Here is a 21,694-nt window from a genome sequence, read left to right as displayed (position 1 = left end):
CATGAAACAGGATAATGCTATGCAACACAACCTCTTGATAAACGGTAAGTTAGTGGTAGGTGAAGGCGAGAAGGTGCCGGTATACAACCCTGCGACCGGCGATGTGATCCTGGAGATTGCCGAAGCGACAGCGGCCCAGGTGGATGCCGCCGTTGAGGCGGCGGATCGGGCGTTCGACGCCTGGAGCCAGACGACGCCGAAAACGCGCGCGGAATGTCTGCTGAAGCTGGCGGATGCCATCGCGGCGCAGGCGGAGACCCTGGCGCAGCTGGAGTCGCTGAACTGCGGCAAGCCGCTGCACTGCGTGCTTAACGATGAGATGCCGGCCATTGCGGACGTTTTCCGCTTTTTCGCCGGCGCCGCCCGCTGCCTGCCGGGAATGGCGGCCGGAGAGTATCTGGAAGGGCATACCTCGATGATCCGTCGCGACCCGGTGGGCGTGGTGGCCTCCATCGCGCCGTGGAACTATCCCCTGATGATGGCGGCCTGGAAGCTGGGCCCGGCGCTGGCGGCAGGTAACTGCGTGGTGATAAAACCCTCCGAGATCACCCCGCTGACGGCGCTGAAGCTGGCAGAGCTGGCAAAAGATATTTTCCCGGAAGGGGTGGTCAACGTACTGTTCGGCCGTGGCAAAACGGTGGGCGATCCGCTGACCGCCCACGCGAAAGTGCGAATGGTTTCCCTGACCGGGTCGATTGCCACCGGCGCGCATATCATCGGCCATACTGCCTCGTCGATTAAACGTACCCATATGGAGCTGGGCGGTAAGGCGCCGGTCATCGTCTTTGACGACGCGGATATCGATGCGGTGGTGGATGGCGTTCGGACCTTCGGGTTTTACAACGCCGGCCAGGACTGTACGGCCGCCTGCCGGATCTACGCCCAACAGGGTATTTATGAGCAGCTGGTGGAGAAGCTCGGGGCGGCGGTGGCCAGCCTGAAAATGGGGGCGCCGGAGGATGCCGCCACCGAGCTGGGACCGCTGAGCTCGCTGGCCCATCTTGAGCGCGTTAGCGCCGCGGTGGAAGCCGCAAAGGCGCTACCGCATATTAAAGTGGTGACCGGCGGCAATCGGGCGGACGGCGCGGGCTATTATTTCCAGCCGACGCTGCTCGCCGGCGCCCGGCAGGAAGACGCCATCGTGCAGCGCGAAGTGTTTGGCCCGGTGGTCAGCGTGACGCCTTTCAGCGATGAAGCGCAGGCCCTGAGCTGGGCAAATGACTCCCAGTATGGTCTGGCCTCTTCGGTGTGGACGAAAGATGTTGGCCGCGCCCACCGGCTCAGCGCCAGGCTGCAGTACGGCTGCACCTGGGTCAATACCCACTTTATGCTGGTGAGTGAAATGCCGCATGGCGGTCAGAAGCTGTCGGGCTATGGGAAAGACATGTCGATGTATGGCCTTGAGGATTACACCGTGGTCCGCCATGTGATGGTTAAACATGGCTAACGGATTGACCCATAAGCGGCAACGAATGATTACGCAATGGGTGTGTTAGTTCGCTAATAGTCACGATGGCAAAAATGGTTAAAACTCGCGGCGGGGAATGTGAGATTATTCTGATACCCCTTCAAGAGCTAAGCCATCGTGAGTGCCGGAGATAAGCGCCGGATGGGGTTCGCCAGTCACCCTGGGCGCGTCGCGCCCGGTGGGTGAGGCGGCAACGTCGCGGTTTGCGACCCAATACCGGCCCCTGCCTGATGGCAGGGGCTTTTTTTATGTCTGCACTAAGCCAGGAAGAGGAGTATGCCAGTGATGCTGGCGCAGGAAGGAAATCGCGTTAACCGTGTTCAGCGCTTGGTTTTTTTGCTCGGCAAGCTGGCGCTGCGACGGTCCCGTATATAGGAAATAAGATTATACACCGCCGCGACCAGCAGGATCAGCGCGATGACCAGGGTGATGATTCCGGACATATCCACCTCGAAATAGAAAAGCGCACAGCGCTAAAAACATTACCAATAGTTATGAATGTAAGTATTCTCTGAAGAGAAGGCAAATGATATTTGTTGTCATTTAGCGCTATTGGGGCCCTCGCCAGCGAGGCCTGACATGAAAAGGTTAAGTTACAACGGCTTGTAGCCGCCTTTTATCTTATTAAGATCCAGCGCCTGCGCGGTATATCGCATTTTCGGCCAACGCGCGATAATCTTTTGGTTTGCGATTGGTGAAATATTATCTTTATCAGACGAATCAGATTGCGCTGAACAGAAACTATTTCACGACGATAAATAAGGCTTTTATATTTACGGTTAACGGGTAATATTTATTCGCAATATTTAATAACCGGCGCGTCAATCCGCCATACGCGCCAGCGCGGTGGCGCATGCTCCCGGGTTTGACTTTCCGCCGCCGCTCATGCGATCATTTCACGCATATTCGGTTTTAACGTTGATGTCGCTGTGAAAATTTTTGCTTTTATTCTGCTGGCTGTCGGCACCGTGGCGCTGAGCTATGGTAACGCGCCGGCAAAACGTATTCAGGGCTGTGAGAGCGCGGGAGTGGGGCAGGCCGTTTGCGCCGCCGCCGAATGGGATAGTGAGAAAGTGAATGTTTTGCCTCATTATAACCCTGCGCTAAACAAGGTTATTTTCGCAGGCCACTCAGCCCGTATTGTTTATGACCCTAATATAGGCGCGAGCCTCCGCACGTAAAAAAGCAGCCCAGAGGGCTGCTTTTTTAGGTTTCGTTGCTGAGTAAAATGATTAAAACCAGCCAAATCTCACCGACAGCAGGCTGATAAGCGCGAACGCGGCGCAGACATTAATCATAACGACGGTCTTGCTGGAGACATCCATAACGCCACCTTAATGAGTAAGTCCCTAAAGGTATAGTACGGCGGGCGCGGTTGCGCTATCGGATTAAGACGAATCGGGCTTTGTTCTGAATATTCAGCCCGATTCTGAATTTGTTATACAGGTATCTCTGAATCACGACGTCATGGCAGATAATTATCCCACCATGGAACGCTCCTCAGGGAAGGAAAACGAAGAATGACGTTATATCAAAAAATGTTGGTGTTTTACGCCATTATGGGCGTGATCTGCGCCGTAATTAGCTGGTTTTTAACCAAAGAGAGCCGGGTGATCCGCCTGCTGGCGGCCCTGTTGATCGGCGCCACCTGGCCGTTCAGCTTCCCGATGGCGCTACTCGTCTCGCTGTTTTAACGCTCCGGCGGCGGACGACAGAAAAGGGTGGCGGCAAGGATAAGGTTACTGTATAAAAACACAGTAACCTTATCATGGAGGCAAACAGGTGAACGGTTTCTTTTCGTCCGTCGCAGGCGCCACATTGCGCTGGCTCGATCTTCCGGGAGAGGGGCTTCCGCTGGTGTTTATCCACGGCCTCGGCTGCGCGTCATCTTACGACTACCCCCGCGTCGCCAGCGCCCCCGCGCTCAACGGGCGGCGTAAAATACTTATCGATCTACCGGGCTTCGGCTACAGCGATAAACTGCACGACTTTAGTTACAACATACATAGACAAGCGCAAGGAGTGGAGCAAGTCCTCGACCACCTGCGCCTGCAGCGCTTCGCGCTGTACGGGCATAGCATGGGGGGAAGCATCGCCATCGAAGCGGCAGGGTTGCTGGCGGAGCGGGTGACGACGCTGCTGGTTTCTGAACCCAACCTGGTCGCCGGAGGCGGCGAGTACAGCAGGCGCATAGCGGCGCAGTCAGAGGCGGCCTTTATCGCCGAAGGTTACGCCAGGATGCTGGCGGAAGAGCGCTCGCCCTGGGCCGGCTGTTTGCAAAACAGCGCCCCCTGGGCCGTCTGGCGAGCCGCCAGCAGCCTGATACACGGCAGCGACACCCCCTGGTTTACCCAGCTCTGCCAGCTGCGCTGTCAGAAGATGCTGATCGTCGGCGAGCAGTCGCTCCCTTATGCGGATATCGAACGGGTAGAGGCGCAAGGGATCCCGGTCGGGATTGTGCCCCACGCGGGGCACTCCATGGCGTGGGAAAACCCGGAAGGGCTGGCGCAGCTCATCGCCAGCCACGGCTAAGGGGAAGTCAGCGTCAGAATGGCAGTTCGCGAGGCTGGGTCTGGAGCGTTATCCAGCGCAGCTCGGTAAATTCCGCAATCCCGGCCCGGCCGCCGAACCGGCCATAGCCGGAGGCTTTACAGCCGCCAAACGGCATTTGCGCTTCATCATGAACGGTTGGGCCATTGATATGGCAAATGCCGGTTTGCAGACGTTGCGCCAGGTTCCACGCTCTGGCGCTGTCGCGGCTGTAGACCGCAGCGGAAAGGCCATAGTCGCTGTCGTTGGCTACCGCCAGCGCCTCTTCATCGTTATTAACGCGAATAATCGCTTTTACCGGGCCGAAGGACTCTTCGTTCCACAGCCGCATCTCGCGGGTGACGCCGTCCAGCAAGGTAGGCGCCATGTGGGTATCGCTGGCTTTGCCGCCGGTCAGCAGGCGGGCGCCTCTGGCTATGGCATCGTCGATTAACGCGTTGCAGCGGGTGACGGTGTTCATGTCGACCACCGGGCCGGTCAGGCTGGCGGGGAGAGAAGCGGCGCGCCTGGTCAGCAGAGGGATAAAGCGCTCCGCCACGGCGTTGTCGACAATAATGCGCTCGGTGGACATGCAGATCTGTCCGGCGTTGGCGAAGGCGCCAAAAATGGCGCCCGCCGCCGCCTGCTCAATGTCGGCATCGTCGAGGACCAGCAGCGGCGCTTTGCCACCGAGCTCCAGCACCGCCGGTTTCAGATACTGCCCGCAGGTGCGGGCGATAATCCGCCCCACCGGCGTGGAGCCGGTAAAGTTGACGCGCCGCACCGCCGGATGGGCGATCAGCGACTCCACCAGCGCCGGCGCGTCTTGAGGCGCGCAGGTGAGATAGTTCACCACGCCCGGCGGGAAGCCCGCCGCGTCGAGGGCGTCGATAATCAATCCTTGTGTAGCCGGAGAGAGCTCAGCGCCCTTGAGGATCACCGTGTTGCCGCAGGCCAGCGGCGTCGCCAGCGCCCGGGTGGCAAGGATCAGCGGCGCGTTCCACGGCGCCATGCCCAGCACCACGCCGGCACCCTGGCGGACCCCCATCGCCAGATTGCCCGGCACGTTGGATGGAATGATCTGCCCTTCGATCTGGGTGGTCAGCGCCGCCGCTTCGCGCAGGATATCGGCCGCCAGATGGACGTTAAATCCCGCCCAGTGGGCGGTGGCGCCGGTCTCCGCCGCCATGGCGGCGATAAATTTAGCTTCCCGCAGCAGCATATGCTCCGCCGCGTCGAGCAGTAAGCGTCGCCGTTCCGCCGGGGATGTATCGCGCCACTGCGGGAAGGCGCTGGCCGCGGCCTCGACGCAGCGTTTACCGTCGGCGAGGCTGGCGGCAGCGGCAACCGAGGCGACGTCATCGTGGGCAGGGTGGCGCCGGGTAAAGGTCCGACGGTCTTCGGCATCGTGCCACTGGCCGGCAATGTACAGATTGCAGGTGATTGTCATGGAGGTAACCTCTTATTCTGCGGTTCCTCCAGTGTACCGGTCGCGGCTGGCGGCGAGCGTGAGCGGGGCGGTTATCGCACATTTTTTTGCCGGAATTGTGCGTAGCTCACAACATCCCAACCGTACCTGGCGCAAAAAGCAGCGCGACGCCGATTAAACCAGCAAATTCAGCGCGATTGGCATAAGGTGATAGCCATTGATTATTTGCCGGGGGCCAGGGGCTGTGCTGTTATTACGGTTCTTATAATCAATAATCAGGACTTATAACCATGTCTACAGGGAAAACCACGCTGGCGCTGCTGCTGAGCGCGCTGCTGCCGGCCAGCGCCGCATGGGCCGCGGGCAATGACACGCTGGTCTATTGCTCAGAGGCCTCCCCGGAGTCCTTCAACCCGCAGATCGCCAGCTCCGGCCCGTCGTTCGTCGCCAGCTCGCAGGTGCTGTATAACCGCCTGGTCACCTTTGACCCGGTGAAGAACACGCCGATCCCGTCGCTGGCCACCGAGTGGCACGTCTCTGAAGATGGCAAAACCTGGACCTTCACGCTGCGTCAGGGGGTGAAGTTCAACAGCAATAAATTCTTCAAACCGACCCGCGATTTTAACGCCGACGACGTCCTGTTTTCGGTACTGCGCCAGATGGATCCTCAGCATCCTTATCACAAGGTGTCGCAGGGGAACTATGAGTACTTCCACGACGTGGGCCTCGATAAGCTGATTAAGTCGGTGAAAAAGGTCGATGACTATCACGTCCAGTTTGTGCTCAATCAGCCGAACGCGGCGTTTCTTGCCGACTGGGGAATGGACTTCGCCTCTATTCTGTCGGCGGAATATGGCGAGGCGATGCTGAAGAAAGGAACGCCAGAAAACGTCGATAACTGGCCTGTCGGCACCGGACCCTATGCTCTGCAGCAGTATAAAGTGGATTCGCAAATCCGCTATATCGCCAATCCCCACTACTGGGAAGGCGAGGTGCCGACGAAGCACCTGATCTTCTCCATCACGCCGAACGTCGAGACCCGACTGGCTAAACTGCAGACTAACGAGTGCCAGATTATTCCGGCGCCTTCGCCGGTACAGTTCCCGGTGATCAAGGGCAATAACGATCTGACGCTGCACGCCGTCGAGGCGCTGAACGTCGGCTATCTGGCATTCAACACCGAGAAAAAACCGTTTGATAATGTGCTGGTGCGCCAGGCGTTAAACTACGCCACCGACAAACAGGCCATCGTCAGGGCGGTGTTCCTCGATTCCGGTACGGTGGCGAAGTCGCCGATCCCGTCCACCATGCTCGGGTATAAAAAAGACCTCCCGGACTACGACTACGATCCGCAGAAAGCGAAGGCGCTGCTCAAACAGGCGGGTCTGGAGCAAGGGGCGGAAGTGACCCTGTGGTCGATGCCGGTTCAGCGGCCCTACAACCCGAACTCAAAACGCATTGCTGAAATGATCCAAAACGACTGGGCGAAAGTCGGGGTGAAAGCGAAGATCGTCAGCTATGAGTGGGGCGAATACCTGGCCGGCATGCGTAAAGGCGAACACGACAGCGCGCTGTACGGCTGGATGTCAGACAATGGCGACCCGGACAACTTTGCCGGCACGCTGCTCAGCTGTGATAATATCCAGACCGGCTCTAATGCCGCCCGCTGGTGCGATAAGTCGTATGACGCGCTGGTGAAGAAAGCTCTGCTGGTGAGCGATCCGCAGGCGCGCGCCAAACTCTACGAACAGGCGCAAGAGATCTTTTACCAGCAGGCGCCGTGGATCACCCTGGCGACCGGCAAGACCTTCTATGCCACCCGCAGCAACGTCAGCGGCTACACTGTGAGCATGATGGGGAGCGATTTTTCCAAAGCGAAGCTGAATTAAGTGAAAGGAGAACAGAATGGCACATCTGGATGAGGTCATCGTTAAAGTCGATGACATCCTTGCCGAGGGCGTTATCGCGCATATGAATGAGCTGCTGATCGCCCTGAGCGATGACGCGCAGCTCAGTCGTGAGGAACGCTATACTCAGCAGCAGCGCCTGCGCACCGCCATCGCTCACCATGGGCGACAGCATCAGGAAGAGCAGGACGCGCGCCGCGAGCAGTTGACCAAAGGCGGCGCGATCCTCTGAACAGTCGCTCAGAACTGGCGTCTGGCCACCAGCCAGGCGCCCACCACCAGCATCACCGCGCCGCATAATGGCCCGATTAGCGCCCGCAGCGGTACGCCGTGGGCGCGAATTAAATCCATGATCAACCCGCCGACCAGCTGGCTGGCCACCAGTACCGCGATGGTGGTGGCTGCGCCCACGGTCTGATAGCCGCTGATGCTGGCGAAGACGAAAAAGGATCCCAGCATGCCGGGGATCAGCGTCCACCACTTCACGTTCAGGGCCAGCTCATGAAAGCCGGCGACGCCCTGGCGCAGCAGCAACAAGGTCACGAAAATAACGATACCTACCAGCGAATTGAGCAGCATGGCGATGAGGATCGTCGACACCGACTGGGTGATGCGCACCATCAGGGTGTTCTGCACCACCAGGCCTACGCCGGCGGCCACCAGAAAGGCGAGGGTAAGCGACCCATTCATGCCTGGCCGTCCGGGTCCTGGCGCGCATCAAGCTGCAGCTGCATAAAGGTCAGATCCAGCCAGCGACCAAATTTGGTTCCCACCTGCGGCATCTGCCCGGTGGTGATAAAGCCCAGCGTTTCATGCAGGTGCAGCGAGGCGTGGTTCTGCGACTCGATCCCGGCGACCATCACATGTTTATTCAGCCGACGCGCTTCGGCGATCAAGGCGACCAGAAGTTTGCGGCCCAGGCCTTTCCCCTGGTGCTCGGTGTGAACGTACACCGAATGCTCCACGGTGTGGCGAAAGCCGTCAAACGCGCGCCAGTCGCCAAAGGAGGAATAACCGGTGATGACGCCGTTTTCCTCACTCACCAGCACCGGAAAGCCTGCCAGCTGGCGGGCTTCAAACCATGCGATGCGGTTGTCGGTATCCACGGTTTTGTCATTCCAGATAGCGGCGGTATGCACGACGGCGTGGTTATAGATCTCGGCGATCGCCGCGCAATCGTCTTTAATGGCAGGGCGGATGGACATAGCAAACCTCAGTTTTTCGTACACTATAGTAGTACGATATTATTACAATAATGAACGCCACGCTGTCATCCGTTTTCAGCAAATTTTTTCCTGATGGGCCAGGGGTTATGCGGCCCGACGGGCGGTTGTGTAATGCCTGCGCGCACACTATAGTGTTACGTTATGAATACTATAGAAGACAACCTCAATCAGCGTATCAGCGCGCGCATCCGCATCGAGCGCGAATCCCGTGGCTGGTCGCTGAACGACCTGGCCGAACGGGCGGGCGCCTCGCGGGCGATGATCCATAAAATCGAGCGCGGCGAAAGCAGCCCGACGGCGTCGATGCTGGGCCGCCTTTCCGGCGCCTTCGGCATCAGTATGTCGACCCTGATCGCCAGGGCGGAAATGCAGGAAGGCAAGCTGCTGCGTTTTGCCAGCCAGCCGGTATGGCACGACCCGCAAAGCCACTATCTCCGCCGCCACGTTTCGCCGCGCAGCGATCTGCCCATTGACCTGGTGCAGATCGAGCTGCCGCCCGGCAGCGATGTGCCGATGCCGGCTTCGTCCTATGCGCTGGCACGCCAGCTGATCTGGCTGCAGCGGGGCGAGCTGGTGTTCCTGGAAGGGAATACCCGCCACGAGATGCAGACCGGGGACTGTCTGGAGCTCGGCCCACCGAACGACTGCCGCTTTATCAATGAATCCGCAGAGACCTGCGTCTATCTGGTGGTGCGCCTTAATCAATCGCCATCCGGCTCTTAATGATAAAGCGCATTGCGCATAAAGCAGCTAGCCTCAGTACTGTCTGCTAACAAGAGGAGTTTGCTATGTCAGAACAACCGCAACGCCATCGCCGCTGGGTACTGGCTTCCCGTCCCCATGGTGAACCGACGGCAGAGCATTTCCGCCTGGAAGAGCGTGAGGTGCCGACGCCGGGGCCGGGTCAGGTTCTGCTGCGTACCGTTTATTTATCGCTGGATCCCTATATGCGCGGGCGGATGAGCGACGCGCCGTCCTATTCACCGCCGGTGGCCATCGGCGCGGTGATGGTGGGCGGGACCGTGAGTCGCGTCGTGACCTCGCAGCATGATGATTTTCAACCCGGCGACTGGGTGCTGGGCTACAGCGGCTGGCAGGATTATGAGCTTTCCGACGGCAGCGGGCTGGTGAAGCTGGGGGACAACCCGCAGCACCCGTCCTGGTCGCTGGGGGTGCTGGGGATGCCGGGCTTCACCGCCTACATGGGATTACTGGACATTGGCCAGCCGAAGCCGGGTGACACGCTGGTGGTCGCTGCGGCCACCGGGCCGGTGGGCGCTACGGTCGGACAGATCGGCAAAATTAAGGGCTGCCGTACCGTCGGCGTCGCCGGCGGCGCGGAGAAATGTCGCTATGCGGTTGACACCTTAGGCTTTGATGTCTGCCTTGACCATCGCGCGGCGGACTTTGCCGAACAGCTGGCCCAGGCCTGCCCGCAGGGCATTGACGTTTACTACGAAAACGTCGGCGGCAAGGTTTTTGACGCGGTGCTGCCGCTGCTCAACACCGCGGCGCGGGTTCCGGTCTGCGGGCTGGTGAGCGGCTATAACGCCACCGGTTTGCCGGACGGGCCGGACCGTCTGCCGCTGCTGATGGCGACCATCCTCAAGAAACGCATTCGGATGCAGGGCTTTATTATCGGCCAGGATTATGGGCATCGGATCGCGGAATTCCAGCAGCAGATGGGGCGCTGGGTGCAGGAGGGTAAAATTAAATATCGCGAACAGCTGATCGACGGTCTGGAGCAGGCGCCGCAGGCGCTGATCGGCCTGTTGAAAGGTGAAAACTTTGGTAAGGTGGTGATCCGCGTGTCGGCGGATGACTAATACGCCGGGTATAGCCTGAACGCGCCTCTCTCCCGGCCTGGAAGAGAGGCGCTGCATGAATATCAGGCGTAAAAGGCTAACCGCTGGGCGAGCAGATCGACAAAGGCTTCGCGGTCCACATCCAGCATCAGGGTGGTATTGGGCCGATTGCCGGTCAGATGGTAGTAATCGACCACCGTCATCCCCTGGGTATATTTTCCTTCCGTTTCCACGCCGACCCAGCGTTCGATAGTGGTGAAGATCTCCGGCTTGAGGAGCCAGGCGATGGTGCAAGGATCGTGCAGCGGCGCGCCGTCGAAGCCCCACTTTTCATCCTTGTGGTAGGCCATAAAGAAGTCGAGCAGCTCGGCGACAATGGTCGACACCGGATTGCCAATCTGGCGGAATCGCTCAATATCCGCAGGAAGGATCTGCGCCCGGTGGGTGACATCCAGGCCTGCCATCACCACCGGGATCCCCGACTGAAAGACCATCTCCGCCGCCTGCGGATCGACGTAGATATTAAACTCCGCCGCCGGCTGCCAGTTGCCCAGCCCCATAGCGCCCCCCATGATCACGATGCGGGCGATCTTCGCGTGCAGCTCAGGATGGCTGGCGAGCAGCAACGCCACGTTCGTCTGCGGCCCGGTGGCCACCAGCGTCACCGGCTCCTGACTTTCGCGCAGCACCCTGGCCATCAGCTCGACGGCGGTGCAGTTTTGCGGCGCAAAGGCCGGCTCCGGCAGGTTCGGGCCATCCAGTCCGCTTTCCCCGTGCACATTATCGGCAATGATCAGATCGCGCATTAACGGCTTCCACGCGCCGCCGGCGACCGGAATATCCGCGCGGTTCAGCAGGGTCAGCATACGCAGCACGTTGCGCAGGGTCTTCTCCGGGGTCTGGTTGCCTGCGGAGGCGGTGACGGCTTTCACCTCCAGCTCCGGCGAGGCGAGGGCGAGGACCAGGGCGATCGCGTCATCATGTCCCGGATCGCAATCAATCATTATCGGCAGTGCCATAGCAGCTCCTTGTTGGCGTTGTTCTGTGACCAGACTAACGCTGCGGCGCGAGGCAGACGAGAAAGCGTGCAGAATAGTGTGATGGCTAGCACGGTTGCAGGGGCAATCGCGCGGTGAGTCGCGGCGGTCCTGCATCATCATGCCTCGCCTTGCGGTGGCGCAAGCTAGCGTCCGGCGCGGCGCGATAGAATAAAAATCGCTAATCCTTACGGATATTAATGGTTTGCTTTTCGGTGAGCGGATTCTTATCCTTAAGAAAACTCAAGAGGTTATGACGATGAAAGATGTAGTAGATAAATGCAGCACCAAAGGCTGCGCCATTGATGTCGGGACAATTATTGATAACGAGGACTGCGTCTACCGGGCTGAGAAATTATTCCCGAGCCGCGAGGAAGCGGAGTCAACCGTAGCCGCCGTTCGCGAGCGTGCCGCCGCGGCGGCGCCGGCCAGTGAACCACCGCAGGTTGACTACACGCTCGCCGCCGCCGGCGACGAGGTGAAACTCGATCTGTCCATCGCCTTCTCCTGCCAGGCGGAAAAGATCATTTTCGAATTGTCCCTGAGAAACCTGCTTTAATCAGCGCCCCGGGCGCCAGCGCCTGAGGGTAACGCCTTCGCCCGCCGGTCCGCGGGCGAAGCCGGGCGTTACTCGAAGCGCCAGGCGAGGTTCAGCCCGATACCGTAGTTGCGTCCGGGCGCGGGCTCGTAGTAGCGTCCGTTGGACTCGTTAACGATGACGGACCCGACGTATTCGCGGTCGAACAGGTTGTCGACCCGGCCGAACAGATCCATATCCATCCTGCCATAGCTCCACTTATAGCCGGTCGTCAGGCCGACCACCGTCCAGGAAGGGGCTTTGGCGGTGTTTTCGTCATTCGCCATGATGTCGCTCATGTAGCGAATATCGCTCCCGGCGTACCAGCCCTGCTCCGGCTGATAGCCGAAGGAGGCGTAACCCATATTGCGCGCGATCCCCGGAATACGGTTGCCGTTGCAGCTGGCGTCGCCGCAGACGTTAGTGCGATAGGTCGCATCAAGCCAGGTCCAGGCCGCCTTCAGGCGCCAGCTCTCGCCAAACTGCTGATCCAGTCCCAGCTCCATCCCCTGACGACGGGTCTTGCCGGCGTTTTTATAGCTGGTGCGCCCGCCGCTGCTGCTGTCGACCACGATCTCATTATCGGTATCGGTCTGGAACAGGGCGGCGGTGAGCAACCCATTGCCGATCCGCGTCTTGCTGCCGATCTCCACCGTGTCGTTGGTGGAGGGCTTCAGGCCGAAGTTGAGACCGCTCTGGTTATCGGCGCGGTATGACAGCTCGTTAATGGTCGGCGTCTCGAAGCCGCGGCCAGCGGAGAGGTAGACGTTCCAGGCGTCGGTCAGGGCATACTTCAGCGAGCCTGCGGGCAGCCATTTGTGATAGCTGGCATCGCCGCTGTCGTCGCCATTGCCTGGGGTGATGTAGTAATCATTCGAGTCGAACCATACCGAGCTGTAGCGCACCCCGGCATCGAGCGAAAGTTTGTCGGTGAGCTGCCACTGGGTTTGCAGGTAAGGGTCGACGTTCCACATCAGGTTACGTTCGTTACGGCGTAGCGCGCCCTGTTCGCCATACTGCGGCGCGCCGTTGACCATCACAAAGTTTTCATAGCCCTTGCGGCGCTCGCTCATGTTCTCGTAGTCAAGACCGGCGGTCAGGGTGACCGGCACCAGCAGCTCGCCGCGATGGGTCAGCCGGGTATCGATCCCCTGGTAGTGGCGGGTGAGGTCGATCACCCCGCCGGCATGGCTCGGCTTCAGCTGCGGCGCGCGCGGGATCGACTGGTACTGGGTGGTTTCGCGTTCCCCGGCGTACATCATGACGCTGAGATCGTCCTGGTCGCTCAGCTGACGCTCGTAGCGCAGGCCAGCCTGGGTCTGCCGGGTATCCTTGCGGGTATTATACTGGTCGCCGCGCGGCGACTGGCGCGGGTTATCGCGCCATTCATCGGCGGTTAAGCCGCCGGCGTCATTGGCTTTGATATCAACACTATTCAGCAGCAGCGTCAGCTTACTGACGTCGTTGATGCGCACCCCCAGCCGGGCGTTGGCCAGATTTTTGCGCGCGCCGCTGTGATCGCGATAGCCATGGGTGGTGAAGCGGTTAGTCGACACCGTGTAATCCACATCGCCTGCGTGGCTGCCGTCGCCAACGGCGCCGGTGGCTTTCATCCCGTAGTGCCAGGTGCCGAAGCTGCCATAGTAACTGCTGGCTTCCACGGTGGGCGGCTGGGTGCCGGTCTGGCTGGTGACATTGATCACCCCGCCGGACGAGTTACCGTAGAGGGCAGAGAAGGGGCCGCGCAGCACCTCGAGGGTGTCGACGCTACCGATATCGATATTGGAGGTCTGCCCCTGGCCGTCGGGCATGGTCGCCGGGATGCCGTCCACATAGATGCGCAGCCCGCGCACGCCGTAGGTAGAGCGGGAGCCAAAGCCGCGAATCGACAGCTGCAGATCCTGGGCATAGTTTTGTCGGTTCTGCACCTGCAGGCCCGGCACGGCGCCCAGCGATTCAGAGAGGTTGACGCGCGGCGCGGCCTGGCGCATCTCATCGCCATTGACCACGCTGACGGCGGCGGGGGTATCCAGTTCAGAAACAGTGGTTGGCGCAGCGGTCACCACCATGGTTTGTTCATCGGCGGCCTGGGCGGCGGCGATGAGCGGCAGCAGCAGGGCCGGCAGGGCCGCGTGTCGCACGGACAGGATTTTCATCGATAGTACTCGGGAGACGAACCAAATGGAACATATGTATATATGTTACCCCGTTTGTAAAATATTTGAAAATTATTAACTGCCGTTGGTTAACGGATAGTGCTCCAGGCTGACGAATTTACCGGGCAACAACAATTAGCGCTCCACTTTGAGATGATTAATGATTACTATTCGCATTCAAAATAAGGCAGAGCCATGACTTTGCCGCCGGAAGCGATGTCGGGTCAGCACATACAGGTTCATCAAAGGGAGTCGTCATGTCATTACGTCAGTTTGCCGCGCCGCGTCTGCGCCATTCACTGTTATTCACTTCTCTGCTGCTGGCAGGCAGCTTTAGCGCCCACGCCGCGGAAGAGATGCTGCGCAAGGCCGTCGGGAAAGGGGCCTACGAAATGGCCTACAGCCAGCAGGAGAACGCGCTGTGGGTCGCCACTTCGCAAAGTCGTTCGCTGGACAAAGGGGGGATTGTTTATCGTCTTGACCCCACCACCCTCGACGTGACGCAGATTATTCACAACGATCTGAAGCCGTTTGGCGCCGCTATCAACCATGCCACCGGTACGCTGTGGTTTGGTAATACCGTCGACAGCACCGTCACCGCCATTGACGCCAAAACCGGCGCCGTGAAGGGGCGACTGGTGCTGGACGAGCGTCAGCGCAGTGAAACCGTGCGCCCGCTGCAGCCGCGCGAGCTGGCGGTCAATGAGCAGACCAACACTATCTACATTACCGGTCTGGGCAAAGAGAGCGTGATTTGGGTGGTGGATGGCGCTACCCTGAAGCTGAAAACGACGATTACCGGCACCGGGGCGATGGCCACCGGCCTGGCGATCGATCCGCAGGCGAAACGCCTTTATACCACCAATGCCGACGGCGAACTGCTGACCATCGACAGCGAGAGCAACACCATTGTGTCGCGCAAAAAATTGCTGGATGACGGCAAGGCGCATTTCTACCTTAACCTGAGCCTCGATACCGCCGGTCACCGCGCCTTTATTACCGACAGCAAGCAGCCGGAAGTGCTGGTGGTCGATACCCGCGACGGCAAAGTGCTGGAGAAAATCACCGCGCCGGAATCGCTGGCGGTGCTGTTTAACCCCACCCGCAACGAAGCCTATGTGACGCACCGTAAGGCGGGGGAAGTGAGCGTTATCGACGGCAAGAGCTATAAGGTGGTGAAGACCTTTAAAACGCCGACCCATCCCAACAGCCTGGCGCTCTCTGATGACGGCAAAACGCTGTACGTCAGCGTGAAACAAGCATCCAGCCGTGAGAAAGAGGCCACGGCGCCGGACGACGTGATCCGCATCGCCCTGTAAGGTCCCGGGCGCGACGACCATCGTCACCGGTGGTTGCGCCCGGCATCTCACCCTCTGTTACAAACGCGTATTGGCCTGATAAACCTGAAGGTTATACACTTATCGCTTTCCCGCCTCGCGCGGGCAGTGGTAATCAGTGGAGATAAAATGAAAAAACCATTCATGGTGATTTGCGCCGGCGCGATGCTGGCGCTGCTGGCAGGCTGTTCGTCCAACTACGTTATGACCACCAAAAGCGGTCAGACGATCGTCACCCACGGCAAGCCGCAGCTGGATAAAGAAACGGGGATGACCAGCTATATCGATGAGTCTGGTAATAAGCGGGAAATTAACAGCAGCGACGTGTCGCAGCTGGTTGAGGATAACTAAGTCCTGACCTCCCGGTTTGCCCGCGATGGACAAACCGGGAGTCCTGCCATTTACTGCTTGAGCGTCGGCGCTGTGCTGTGAATCGCATGCACGCGCTTACGCACGCCAAACCAGCCCGCCACCAGCAGCACCGCCAGCAACGGGATGGAGCCAATGGTATAGGTGCCGTTCGGATAATCGAAGGCCATCAGCACCAGCACGCTAAACAGGAACAGCAGCGTCAGCCAGGAGGTGAACGGCGCCCCAGGCATTCTGAAGCTCACCTGAGCCGCTTTCCCTTCCTTAATCGCTTTGCGCAGACGCATCTGACACACCACGATGAAGCCCCAGGACGCAATGATCCCCAGCGAAGCGATGTTGAGGACGATCTCAAACACCTGCGACGGCACCAGATAGTTGAGGAACACCCCGACCACGTACACCGCCAGCGTCGCCAGGATCCCGGCGTAAGGGACGTGGTGACGGCTCATCTTCGACATGAACTTCGGCGCGGAGCCCCCCATCGACATGGAGCGCAGAATACGCCCGGTGCTGTAGAGGCCGGAGTTGAGGCTGGAGAGGGCGGCGGTTAACACCACGATGTTCATCACGCTGCCGATATACGGTACGCCCAGTTTTGAGAAGAAGGTAACGAACGGGCTCTGTCCCGCCTGGTAGGCGTTCCACGGCAGCAGCAGCACCAGCAGCACCACCGATCCGACGTAGAACAGGCCGATACGCCAGATCACGCTGTTGATGGCCTTCGGCACCATCGTCTCCGGATCCTTACACTCACCGGCCGCGGTGCCCACCAGTTCAATGGAGGCGAAGGCGAAGACCACGCCCTGCACCAGCACCAGCGCCGGCAGAAGGCCGTGCGGGAAGAAGCCGCCGTTATCGGTGATCAGGTGGAAGCCGGTGGCATTACCGTCCAGCGGTTTACCGGAGCCGAGGAAAATGGTGCCAACCACGAGAAACGCGACGATCGCCAGCACTTTGACCAGCGCGAACCAGAACTCCATCTCGGCGAACCACCTCACGCCGATCATGTTCATGGTGCCGACGATGGCCAGCGCGCCGAGGGCGAAGACCCACTGCGGCACATCGCCAAACGCGCCCCAGTAGTGCATATACAGCGCCACGGCGGTGATATCGACGATCCCGGTCATTGCCCAGTTAACGAAGTACATCCAGCCGGCCACGTAGGCGGCCTTTTCGCCGAGGAATTCCCTGGCATAGGAGACGAAGCTGCCGCTCGAGGGGCGGTGGAGAACCAGTTCGCCGAGGGCGCGAAGAATAAAGAAAGAGAAGATGCCGCAGACCAGATAGACCAGTGCGAGCGCTGGCCCTGCCATTTGTAAACGTGCCCCGGCGCCGAGGAACAAACCGGTACCGATGGCGCCGCCGATGGCGATCATCTGTACCTGACGGTTGCCCATCGCTTTGTGATAACCCGCTTCATGTGAGTTGAGCCAGTGGCGTTTTGCAGCATGGTGCTCCGCTGCAGTGTCGTGTTTCGTATTCATTGATGTATCAGTTTCCTGTCAATGCCCATGTTTGCAGCCGGCGTGGAGGACGGCTGGCACATTATGCTGGCTTTCTCATCATTCTGACGTAGGAGATAAGCTCAGACATGGCGCTGAATCCTACACGTAACCTAATAGTTACGCACCTAAAACATTTACCGATAGCATTTGACAGATTTATCAATGAGATCAGCGTCGCAGAGTTTCCCGCAACAGAATGAAAGCGCTGGTATGCTGGCGTCGACTGGGGTAAGCGCGAGCTTGTCAGGGGACGGCGGAGGCGCAGTTCGCTGCTTTTGCATCCGTTGGCCACGGGCGATGGCCACCTGCTCGCCGGGTCGCAGCCGGGCGTTTAACCGGTCATCCACGACCATTTTTTAGCCATTATCATCAGTGATTTTGATGTTAATATCCGGTTATTCCAGCATAAATGGCTTCCGCGTTGGTCACGGCGCCACGCAGGCGGAGGAAGCGTGATGCCTGCAGGGGAGCAGAATGAACAGAGCGGTTAACCCTTATTGTTTAATTCATTCTGCCGGGGCAGGTATTGTAAGATGGAAAACCATACCCGTAGCGCCAGGCGACCCCACACAATGACACCCTTGCACTTTCATAAATATCACGGACTGGGTAATGATTACCTGGTATGCCATCGCGCCGTTGCCGACCAGCTGAGCAACGAGCATATTCGAATTCTGTGCCATCGCCACTATGGCGTCGGTTCTGATGGTCTCCTGATCGACAGCGGCGATCGAACCCACCCCACGCTGCGTATTATCAATCCGGACGGCTCCGAGGCGGAGAAAAGCGGGAATGGGCTACGGATCTATGCGCGCTATCTGTTTGATATCGGTCGTGTCGGGCATGAGCCCTTTTTAGTGCACACGGCGGGCGGAGACGTCTATTGCACCGTGGAGAGCGATTTTCATCAGATTAGCGTCGACATGGGGCGGGCGAATTTCAATCCGGCGGCGTTACCCGCCCTGGTGAATTTGCCCGAGGCGGTGAATTATCCCTTGCCGCTGGCGGATGAAACCCTGTCCGTCGTGCTGGTCTCTATGGGCAATCCCCACTGCGTTGTCCTCGTGGATAAGCTCGACCTGGAACAGGTCCATCGCTTAGGACCGCAAATTGAACATCATCCTTTGTTCCCCAAACGCTGCAATGTGCAGTTCGTGGAAGTTGTCGATCGCCATACGCTGAAGATTGGTATCTGGGAGCGGGGCGCCGGGTTTACGATGGCCTCCGGGAGCAGCAGCTGCGCGGCGGCCAGCGCCATGCGCCGGTTAGGGAAGGTGGACGATCGGGTGGAGGTCAACATGCCAGGCGGCCAGCTGCGCATCACCTTCGGCGCGGATTTTCAGGTCTGTATGCGAGGCCCGGTGTATAAGATCGCCAGCCTGACGCTGGATAAAGACTGCTTTGTCGGCGGCGGCGCTATCTCCACTGGCGCGGGATGACAGGTGGGGCGATCAGCCGGAAATTTTTTGCCTTTTGCTTGCTGTCGTAAGCGGCTGTACATACTGCCTTTTCCCATCCGGGCAAAGGCGACAAACAACGGAAATGGCTACCAGGGAGAAACAGAGATGAACATCAACGTGGTCGGCACCAGCGGCTCAGGCAAATCCACCCTGGCTCGTCGCCTGGCGCACAGGCTGGGGCTGCCGTGCATCGAACTGGATCGCCTGTACTGGCGGCCGAACTGGCAGGGCGCGCCGGATGAGGCGTTTTTCGCCGCCATTGCCGCCGCGACGGCCACCCCGGGCTGGGTATTGGATGGCAACTACAATCGCAGCCGCGGTGTCAAATGGCGCGAGGTGGATCTGGTGATCTGGCTGGATTATGGCCTCTGGCGCACGCTGCGCCAGGCGGTGTGGCGGGCCGCGAGCCGGGCGTGGCGACGTCAGGAGCTGTGGCCGGGCACCGGCAACCGCGAGAGTTTCCGCCGTTCGTTCTGCAGCCGGGAATCCATCATCCTCTGGACGCTGAAAACCTGGCGGCAGAATCGCCGACGCTATCTGGCCGATATGCAGGATCCGCAATATCGTCATATTCGCTTCGTCCGGCTACGCAGTCCTCGGCAGGCCGAGGCGCTGCTCCGCGAGCTGGAAGCGCAGCGGTCAGGCGGGCATATCTAATTTTCAGCAGTACACATGTGAATTAATTGTTTCTCAATAGTTAGCAGAGATTTTAATAATGCAGGCACGTACTTTCATATGAGCCTGCGAAATGTCTTATCGAATCAGTATCCTGGATAAAAGTCCGCTTGCCGCCGGGGAAACCGCCGCGCAGGCGCTGGCGCGTACATTAACGCTGGCGCAACACGCCGAAGCCTGGGGCTATCACCGCTTCTGGGTCGCCGAACACCACAATACCGATCAGCTGGCGAGCCCCTCGCCGGAGCTGGTTATCGCCTGGCTGGTGGGCCACACCCGGCGGATCCGCCTCGGGTCCGGCGGCGTCATGCTCCAGCACTATAGCCCCTATAAGGTCGCGGAAAACTTCAACCTGCTGGCCGCCCTCGCGCCGGGCCGCATCGATCTCGGGGTCGGCAAGGCGCCTGGCGGCCTGCCGCTCTCCACCCGCGCCCTGCAGCAGGGCCTGCATCAGGAAGAGAAAGGCGCCTTTGCCGACCAGCTGGCGCAGCTGGATAACTGGCTGTCGCTGACTGAGCCCGGAGGGGAAGAGAGCCTGCGCGCCACGCCGATCCCGCCGCGCCGGGCAGACGGTTTTCTGCTCGGCGCCAGCCTGGAGAGTGCTGAACTGGCGGCCCGCCTTGACTGGAACTTTGTCTTTGCCGCCCATCTCAATGGCGACAGCGCGCTGCGCCGCACGGTGCTCAACCGCTGGCGCGAGCTGAGCCCGCGCGAGGCGATTGTCGCCGTGCAGGTGGTGGTCGCCGACGATCCCGCTACCGCCGCCGCGCTGGCGCAGCAGGTGGAGGCGTGGGGCGTTGAGCTGGAGAACGGCCAGCGGGTGACCGTCGGCAGTGAGGCGCAGGCCGTTGCCTTTGCCCGCCAGGCCGGTAGCCGTCCCACCCGTATCGCCCGCCGCGAATCTTCGCTGATATCGGGCAACCCCGAAGAGGTGAAAGCCCGGCTGGACGCGCTGCAGGCGGAAGATCAGCTGGATGAACTCATCATTGATACCCCCATTAGCGACGGGCCTGCGCGCCTGCGCTCCCTGCGCCTGCTGGCGCAGGCTCACTACGGCAAGGCGGTGCTGAATGTCCTTTGAACAACAACTGATTAGCTGGCGGCGCGAGCTGCACCAGAACCCGGAGCTCTCCCTGCAGGAGGTGGCCACCACTGCGCGGATCCGCGACTGGCTGCAAAGCGGTGGGGTGACCCTGCTGCCCTACGATCTGAAAACCGGGCTGGTGGCCGAAGTCGGCAGCGGCGACAAGGTGATTGCCCTGCGGGCGGATATCGACGCGTTGCCCATCGAGGAGGCGACCGGTCTGCCTTACCGCTCGCAGAATCAAGGGGTGATGCATGCCTGCGGGCACGATATTCACACCAGCGTAATGCTGGGAGCGGCGCTGCTGCTGAAGGATCGGGAAGCGGAACTCCCGGGGCGGGTGCGGATCCTGTTCCAGCCGGCGGAAGAAAATTTTGGCGGGGCGAAAACCCTGATCCGCGCCGGGGCGCTGGAGGAGGTGTCGGCGATCTTTGGCATGCACAATGAGCCCGGCCTGGCGGTGGGTGAATTTGCCACCCGCGGCGGCGCGTTCTACGCCAACGTCGACCGCTTCGTCTTCAAAGTGACCGGTAAGGGGGCGCATGCCGCCCGCCCCCACGAAGGCAAGGATGCGATCCTGCTGGCCAGCCAGCTGGTGACGGTGCTGCAGAGCGTGGCCAGCCGGGAAGTGAACACCCTCGACTCGGTGGTGCTCAGCGTGACGCGGATCCAGGGAGGCAATACCTGGAACGTGCTGCCGGAGAGCGTCGAGCTGGAGGGGACGCTGCGCACCCACAGCAGTGAAGTGCAGCAGCGGGTCAAGGCCCGGGTCAGCGAGATTGCGGCCGGTTTCGCCAGCGCCTTTGGCGCGCAGATTGACGTCTTCTGGTATGCCGGCCCGACGGCGCTGGTCAATGACGCCCGCTGGGCCGACTTCGCCAGCGAGGTCGCGGCCCAGGCCGGGTACCGCACCCACCACGCCGATCTGCATCTCGGTGGTGAAGATTTTGCGGTCTATCTTCAGCATATTCCCGGGGCGTTCGTCAGTATCGGCAGCGCCAGCGAATATGGTCTGCACCATCCGGCATTTAATCCGGACGAACGGCTTATTGCACCCGCAGCGCACTATTTCGCCCGTCTGGCGGAGCAGGCATTACAACACATTTAATGGATGACAGGGGAAGGGG

The 21,694-nt window shown here is 60.0% G+C and carries 23 protein-coding genes; 15 read left to right on the top strand and 8 right to left on the bottom strand.

Features of this window, described 5'->3' with window-relative positions:
* The first annotated feature begins 19 nt into the window (after nt 1–19).
* Entirely contained in the window at nt 20–1,447 is a 1,428-nt protein-coding gene (gene patD / locus QLG03_RS17090; protein ID WP_241514929.1) for an aminobutyraldehyde dehydrogenase, read from the top strand.
* Nucleotides 1,448–1,788: 341 nt separating this feature from the next.
* On the opposite strand, the gene QLG03_RS17085 is transcribed toward patD, so the two are convergent.
* Nucleotides 1,789–1,911: a small membrane protein gene (locus QLG03_RS17085; protein WP_004175940.1), complete on the bottom strand. Its 123-nt coding sequence runs from the start codon at nt 1,909–1,911 to the stop codon at nt 1,789–1,791.
* 486 nt (nt 1,912–2,397) lie between these two features.
* Between QLG03_RS17085 and QLG03_RS17080 the strand changes: the two genes are divergently transcribed.
* Entirely contained in the window at nt 2,398–2,649 is a 252-nt protein-coding gene (locus QLG03_RS17080; RefSeq protein ID WP_032453085.1) for a hypothetical protein, read from the top strand.
* Between the two features lie 51 nt (nt 2,650–2,700).
* On the opposite strand, the gene yncL is transcribed toward QLG03_RS17080, so the two are convergent.
* The gene (gene yncL, locus QLG03_RS17075; RefSeq protein ID WP_002906891.1) at nt 2,701–2,793 is read right to left on the bottom strand and encodes a stress response membrane protein YncL; all 93 of its coding nucleotides are present in this window, start codon (nt 2,791–2,793) and stop codon (nt 2,701–2,703) included.
* A 195-nt stretch (nt 2,794–2,988) separates the two neighbouring features.
* Here yncL and QLG03_RS17070 point away from each other — a divergent pair, with 195 nt between their 5' ends.
* Both QLG03_RS17070 and QLG03_RS17065 read left to right on the top strand, forming a co-directional pair.
* The gene (locus tag QLG03_RS17070) at nt 2,989–3,162 is read left to right on the top strand and encodes a GhoT/OrtT family toxin (protein ID WP_008804686.1); all 174 of its coding nucleotides are present in this window, start codon (nt 2,989–2,991) and stop codon (nt 3,160–3,162) included.
* Between the two features lie 88 nt (nt 3,163–3,250).
* Nucleotides 3,251–4,000 carry an alpha/beta hydrolase gene (locus QLG03_RS17065; RefSeq protein WP_255987701.1) on the top strand — a complete coding sequence of 250 codons (750 nt, stop codon included), beginning with the start codon at nt 3,251–3,253 and terminating at the stop codon, nt 3,998–4,000.
* A 13-nt stretch (nt 4,001–4,013) separates the two neighbouring features.
* Here QLG03_RS17065 and QLG03_RS17060 read toward each other — a convergent pair whose 3' ends face one another.
* Nucleotides 4,014–5,447 (bottom strand): aldehyde dehydrogenase, encoded by a 1,434-nt coding sequence (locus tag QLG03_RS17060; protein ID WP_255987699.1) that lies wholly within the window; start codon nt 5,445–5,447, stop codon nt 4,014–4,016.
* 269 nt (nt 5,448–5,716) lie between these two features.
* Here QLG03_RS17060 and QLG03_RS17055 point away from each other — a divergent pair, with 269 nt between their 5' ends.
* Both QLG03_RS17055 and QLG03_RS17050 read left to right on the top strand, forming a co-directional pair.
* Complete coding sequence (locus tag QLG03_RS17055; protein ID WP_023289890.1) at nt 5,717–7,315, top strand: ABC transporter substrate-binding protein; 1,599 nt, start codon at nt 5,717–5,719, stop codon at nt 7,313–7,315.
* A gap of 16 nt (nt 7,316–7,331) precedes the next feature.
* Nucleotides 7,332–7,565 carry a YdcY family protein gene (locus QLG03_RS17050; RefSeq protein WP_023289889.1) on the top strand — a complete coding sequence of 78 codons (234 nt, stop codon included), beginning with the start codon at nt 7,332–7,334 and terminating at the stop codon, nt 7,563–7,565.
* An 8-nt stretch (nt 7,566–7,573) separates the two neighbouring features.
* Here QLG03_RS17050 and QLG03_RS17045 read toward each other — a convergent pair whose 3' ends face one another.
* Nucleotides 7,574–8,023, bottom strand: a complete 450-nt coding sequence (locus QLG03_RS17045) for a DMT family transporter (RefSeq protein WP_023289888.1) — start codon at nt 8,021–8,023, stop codon at nt 7,574–7,576.
* Complete coding sequence (locus QLG03_RS17040) at nt 8,020–8,538, bottom strand: GNAT family N-acetyltransferase (protein ID WP_101989528.1); 519 nt, start codon at nt 8,536–8,538, stop codon at nt 8,020–8,022. Before QLG03_RS17040 ends, QLG03_RS17045 begins: the two co-directional genes overlap by 4 nt.
* Nucleotides 8,539–8,700: 162 nt before the next feature.
* Between QLG03_RS17040 and QLG03_RS17035 the strand changes: the two genes are divergently transcribed.
* Together QLG03_RS17035 and QLG03_RS17030 are read left to right on the top strand one after the other, a co-directional pair.
* On the top strand, nt 8,701–9,282 hold the full coding sequence (locus QLG03_RS17035) for an XRE family transcriptional regulator (RefSeq protein WP_023289886.1): 582 nt from the start codon (nt 8,701–8,703) through the stop codon (nt 9,280–9,282).
* Between the two features lie 65 nt (nt 9,283–9,347).
* Nucleotides 9,348–10,385, top strand: coding sequence for an NADP-dependent oxidoreductase (locus QLG03_RS17030; protein ID WP_044523497.1), 1,038 nt, complete (start codon nt 9,348–9,350; stop codon nt 10,383–10,385).
* Nucleotides 10,386–10,447: 62 nt separating this feature from the next.
* On the opposite strand, the gene rihA is transcribed toward QLG03_RS17030, so the two are convergent.
* Entirely contained in the window at nt 10,448–11,383 is a 936-nt protein-coding gene (gene rihA / locus QLG03_RS17025) for a pyrimidine-specific ribonucleoside hydrolase RihA (protein WP_255987693.1), read from the bottom strand.
* Between the two features lie 277 nt (nt 11,384–11,660).
* Here rihA and QLG03_RS17020 point away from each other — a divergent pair, with 277 nt between their 5' ends.
* Nucleotides 11,661–11,960 carry a DUF406 domain-containing protein gene (locus QLG03_RS17020; protein WP_020481014.1) on the top strand — a complete coding sequence of 100 codons (300 nt, stop codon included), beginning with the start codon at nt 11,661–11,663 and terminating at the stop codon, nt 11,958–11,960.
* A 68-nt stretch (nt 11,961–12,028) separates the two neighbouring features.
* Here QLG03_RS17020 and pqqU read toward each other — a convergent pair whose 3' ends face one another.
* The gene (gene pqqU, locus QLG03_RS17015; RefSeq protein WP_023289883.1) at nt 12,029–14,134 is read right to left on the bottom strand and encodes a TonB-dependent receptor PqqU; all 2,106 of its coding nucleotides are present in this window, start codon (nt 14,132–14,134) and stop codon (nt 12,029–12,031) included.
* 257 nt (nt 14,135–14,391) lie between these two features.
* Here pqqU and QLG03_RS17010 point away from each other — a divergent pair, with 257 nt between their 5' ends.
* Together QLG03_RS17010 and QLG03_RS17005 are read left to right on the top strand one after the other, a co-directional pair.
* On the top strand, nt 14,392–15,453 hold the full coding sequence (locus QLG03_RS17010; RefSeq protein ID WP_032453078.1) for a YncE family protein: 1,062 nt from the start codon (nt 14,392–14,394) through the stop codon (nt 15,451–15,453).
* Between the two features lie 147 nt (nt 15,454–15,600).
* A complete protein-coding gene (locus QLG03_RS17005) occupies nt 15,601–15,822 on the top strand; it encodes a YgdI/YgdR family lipoprotein (RefSeq protein ID WP_002906779.1) in 222 nt (73 codons plus the stop codon).
* Between the two features lie 50 nt (nt 15,823–15,872).
* Here the strand turns inward: QLG03_RS17005 and ansP are convergent, their stop codons facing one another.
* Nucleotides 15,873–17,327 carry an L-asparagine permease gene (gene ansP, locus QLG03_RS17000; RefSeq protein WP_255987690.1) on the bottom strand — a complete coding sequence of 485 codons (1,455 nt, stop codon included), beginning with the start codon at nt 17,325–17,327 and terminating at the stop codon, nt 15,873–15,875.
* Nucleotides 17,328–17,920: 593 nt separating this feature from the next.
* Between ansP and dapF the strand changes: the two genes are divergently transcribed.
* From dapF to QLG03_RS16980, 4 genes are all read left to right on the top strand, one after another.
* Nucleotides 17,921–18,787 (top strand): diaminopimelate epimerase, encoded by an 867-nt coding sequence (gene dapF, locus QLG03_RS16995; protein WP_117136121.1) that lies wholly within the window; start codon nt 17,921–17,923, stop codon nt 18,785–18,787.
* Nucleotides 18,788–18,913: 126 nt separating this feature from the next.
* On the top strand, nt 18,914–19,465 hold the full coding sequence (locus QLG03_RS16990) for a (d)CMP kinase (RefSeq protein WP_044523492.1): 552 nt from the start codon (nt 18,914–18,916) through the stop codon (nt 19,463–19,465).
* Between the two features lie 91 nt (nt 19,466–19,556).
* A complete protein-coding gene (locus QLG03_RS16985; RefSeq protein ID WP_255987686.1) occupies nt 19,557–20,564 on the top strand; it encodes an MsnO8 family LLM class oxidoreductase in 1,008 nt (335 codons plus the stop codon).
* Nucleotides 20,554–21,675, top strand: a complete 1,122-nt coding sequence (locus QLG03_RS16980) for a M20 peptidase aminoacylase family protein (protein ID WP_117136123.1) — start codon at nt 20,554–20,556, stop codon at nt 21,673–21,675. The genes QLG03_RS16985 and QLG03_RS16980 overlap by 11 nt, the downstream gene beginning before the upstream one ends.
* Nucleotides 21,676–21,694: the final 19 nt, after the last annotated feature.

This window comes from Klebsiella sp. V115_8 (genome assembly GCF_029967715.1).
GTDB classification, from domain to species: domain Bacteria; phylum Pseudomonadota; class Gammaproteobacteria; order Enterobacterales; family Enterobacteriaceae; genus Klebsiella; species Klebsiella quasipneumoniae.
Note: the sequence above shows the minus strand (reverse complement) of the source record. Positions and strands in the feature narration are given on the sequence as shown.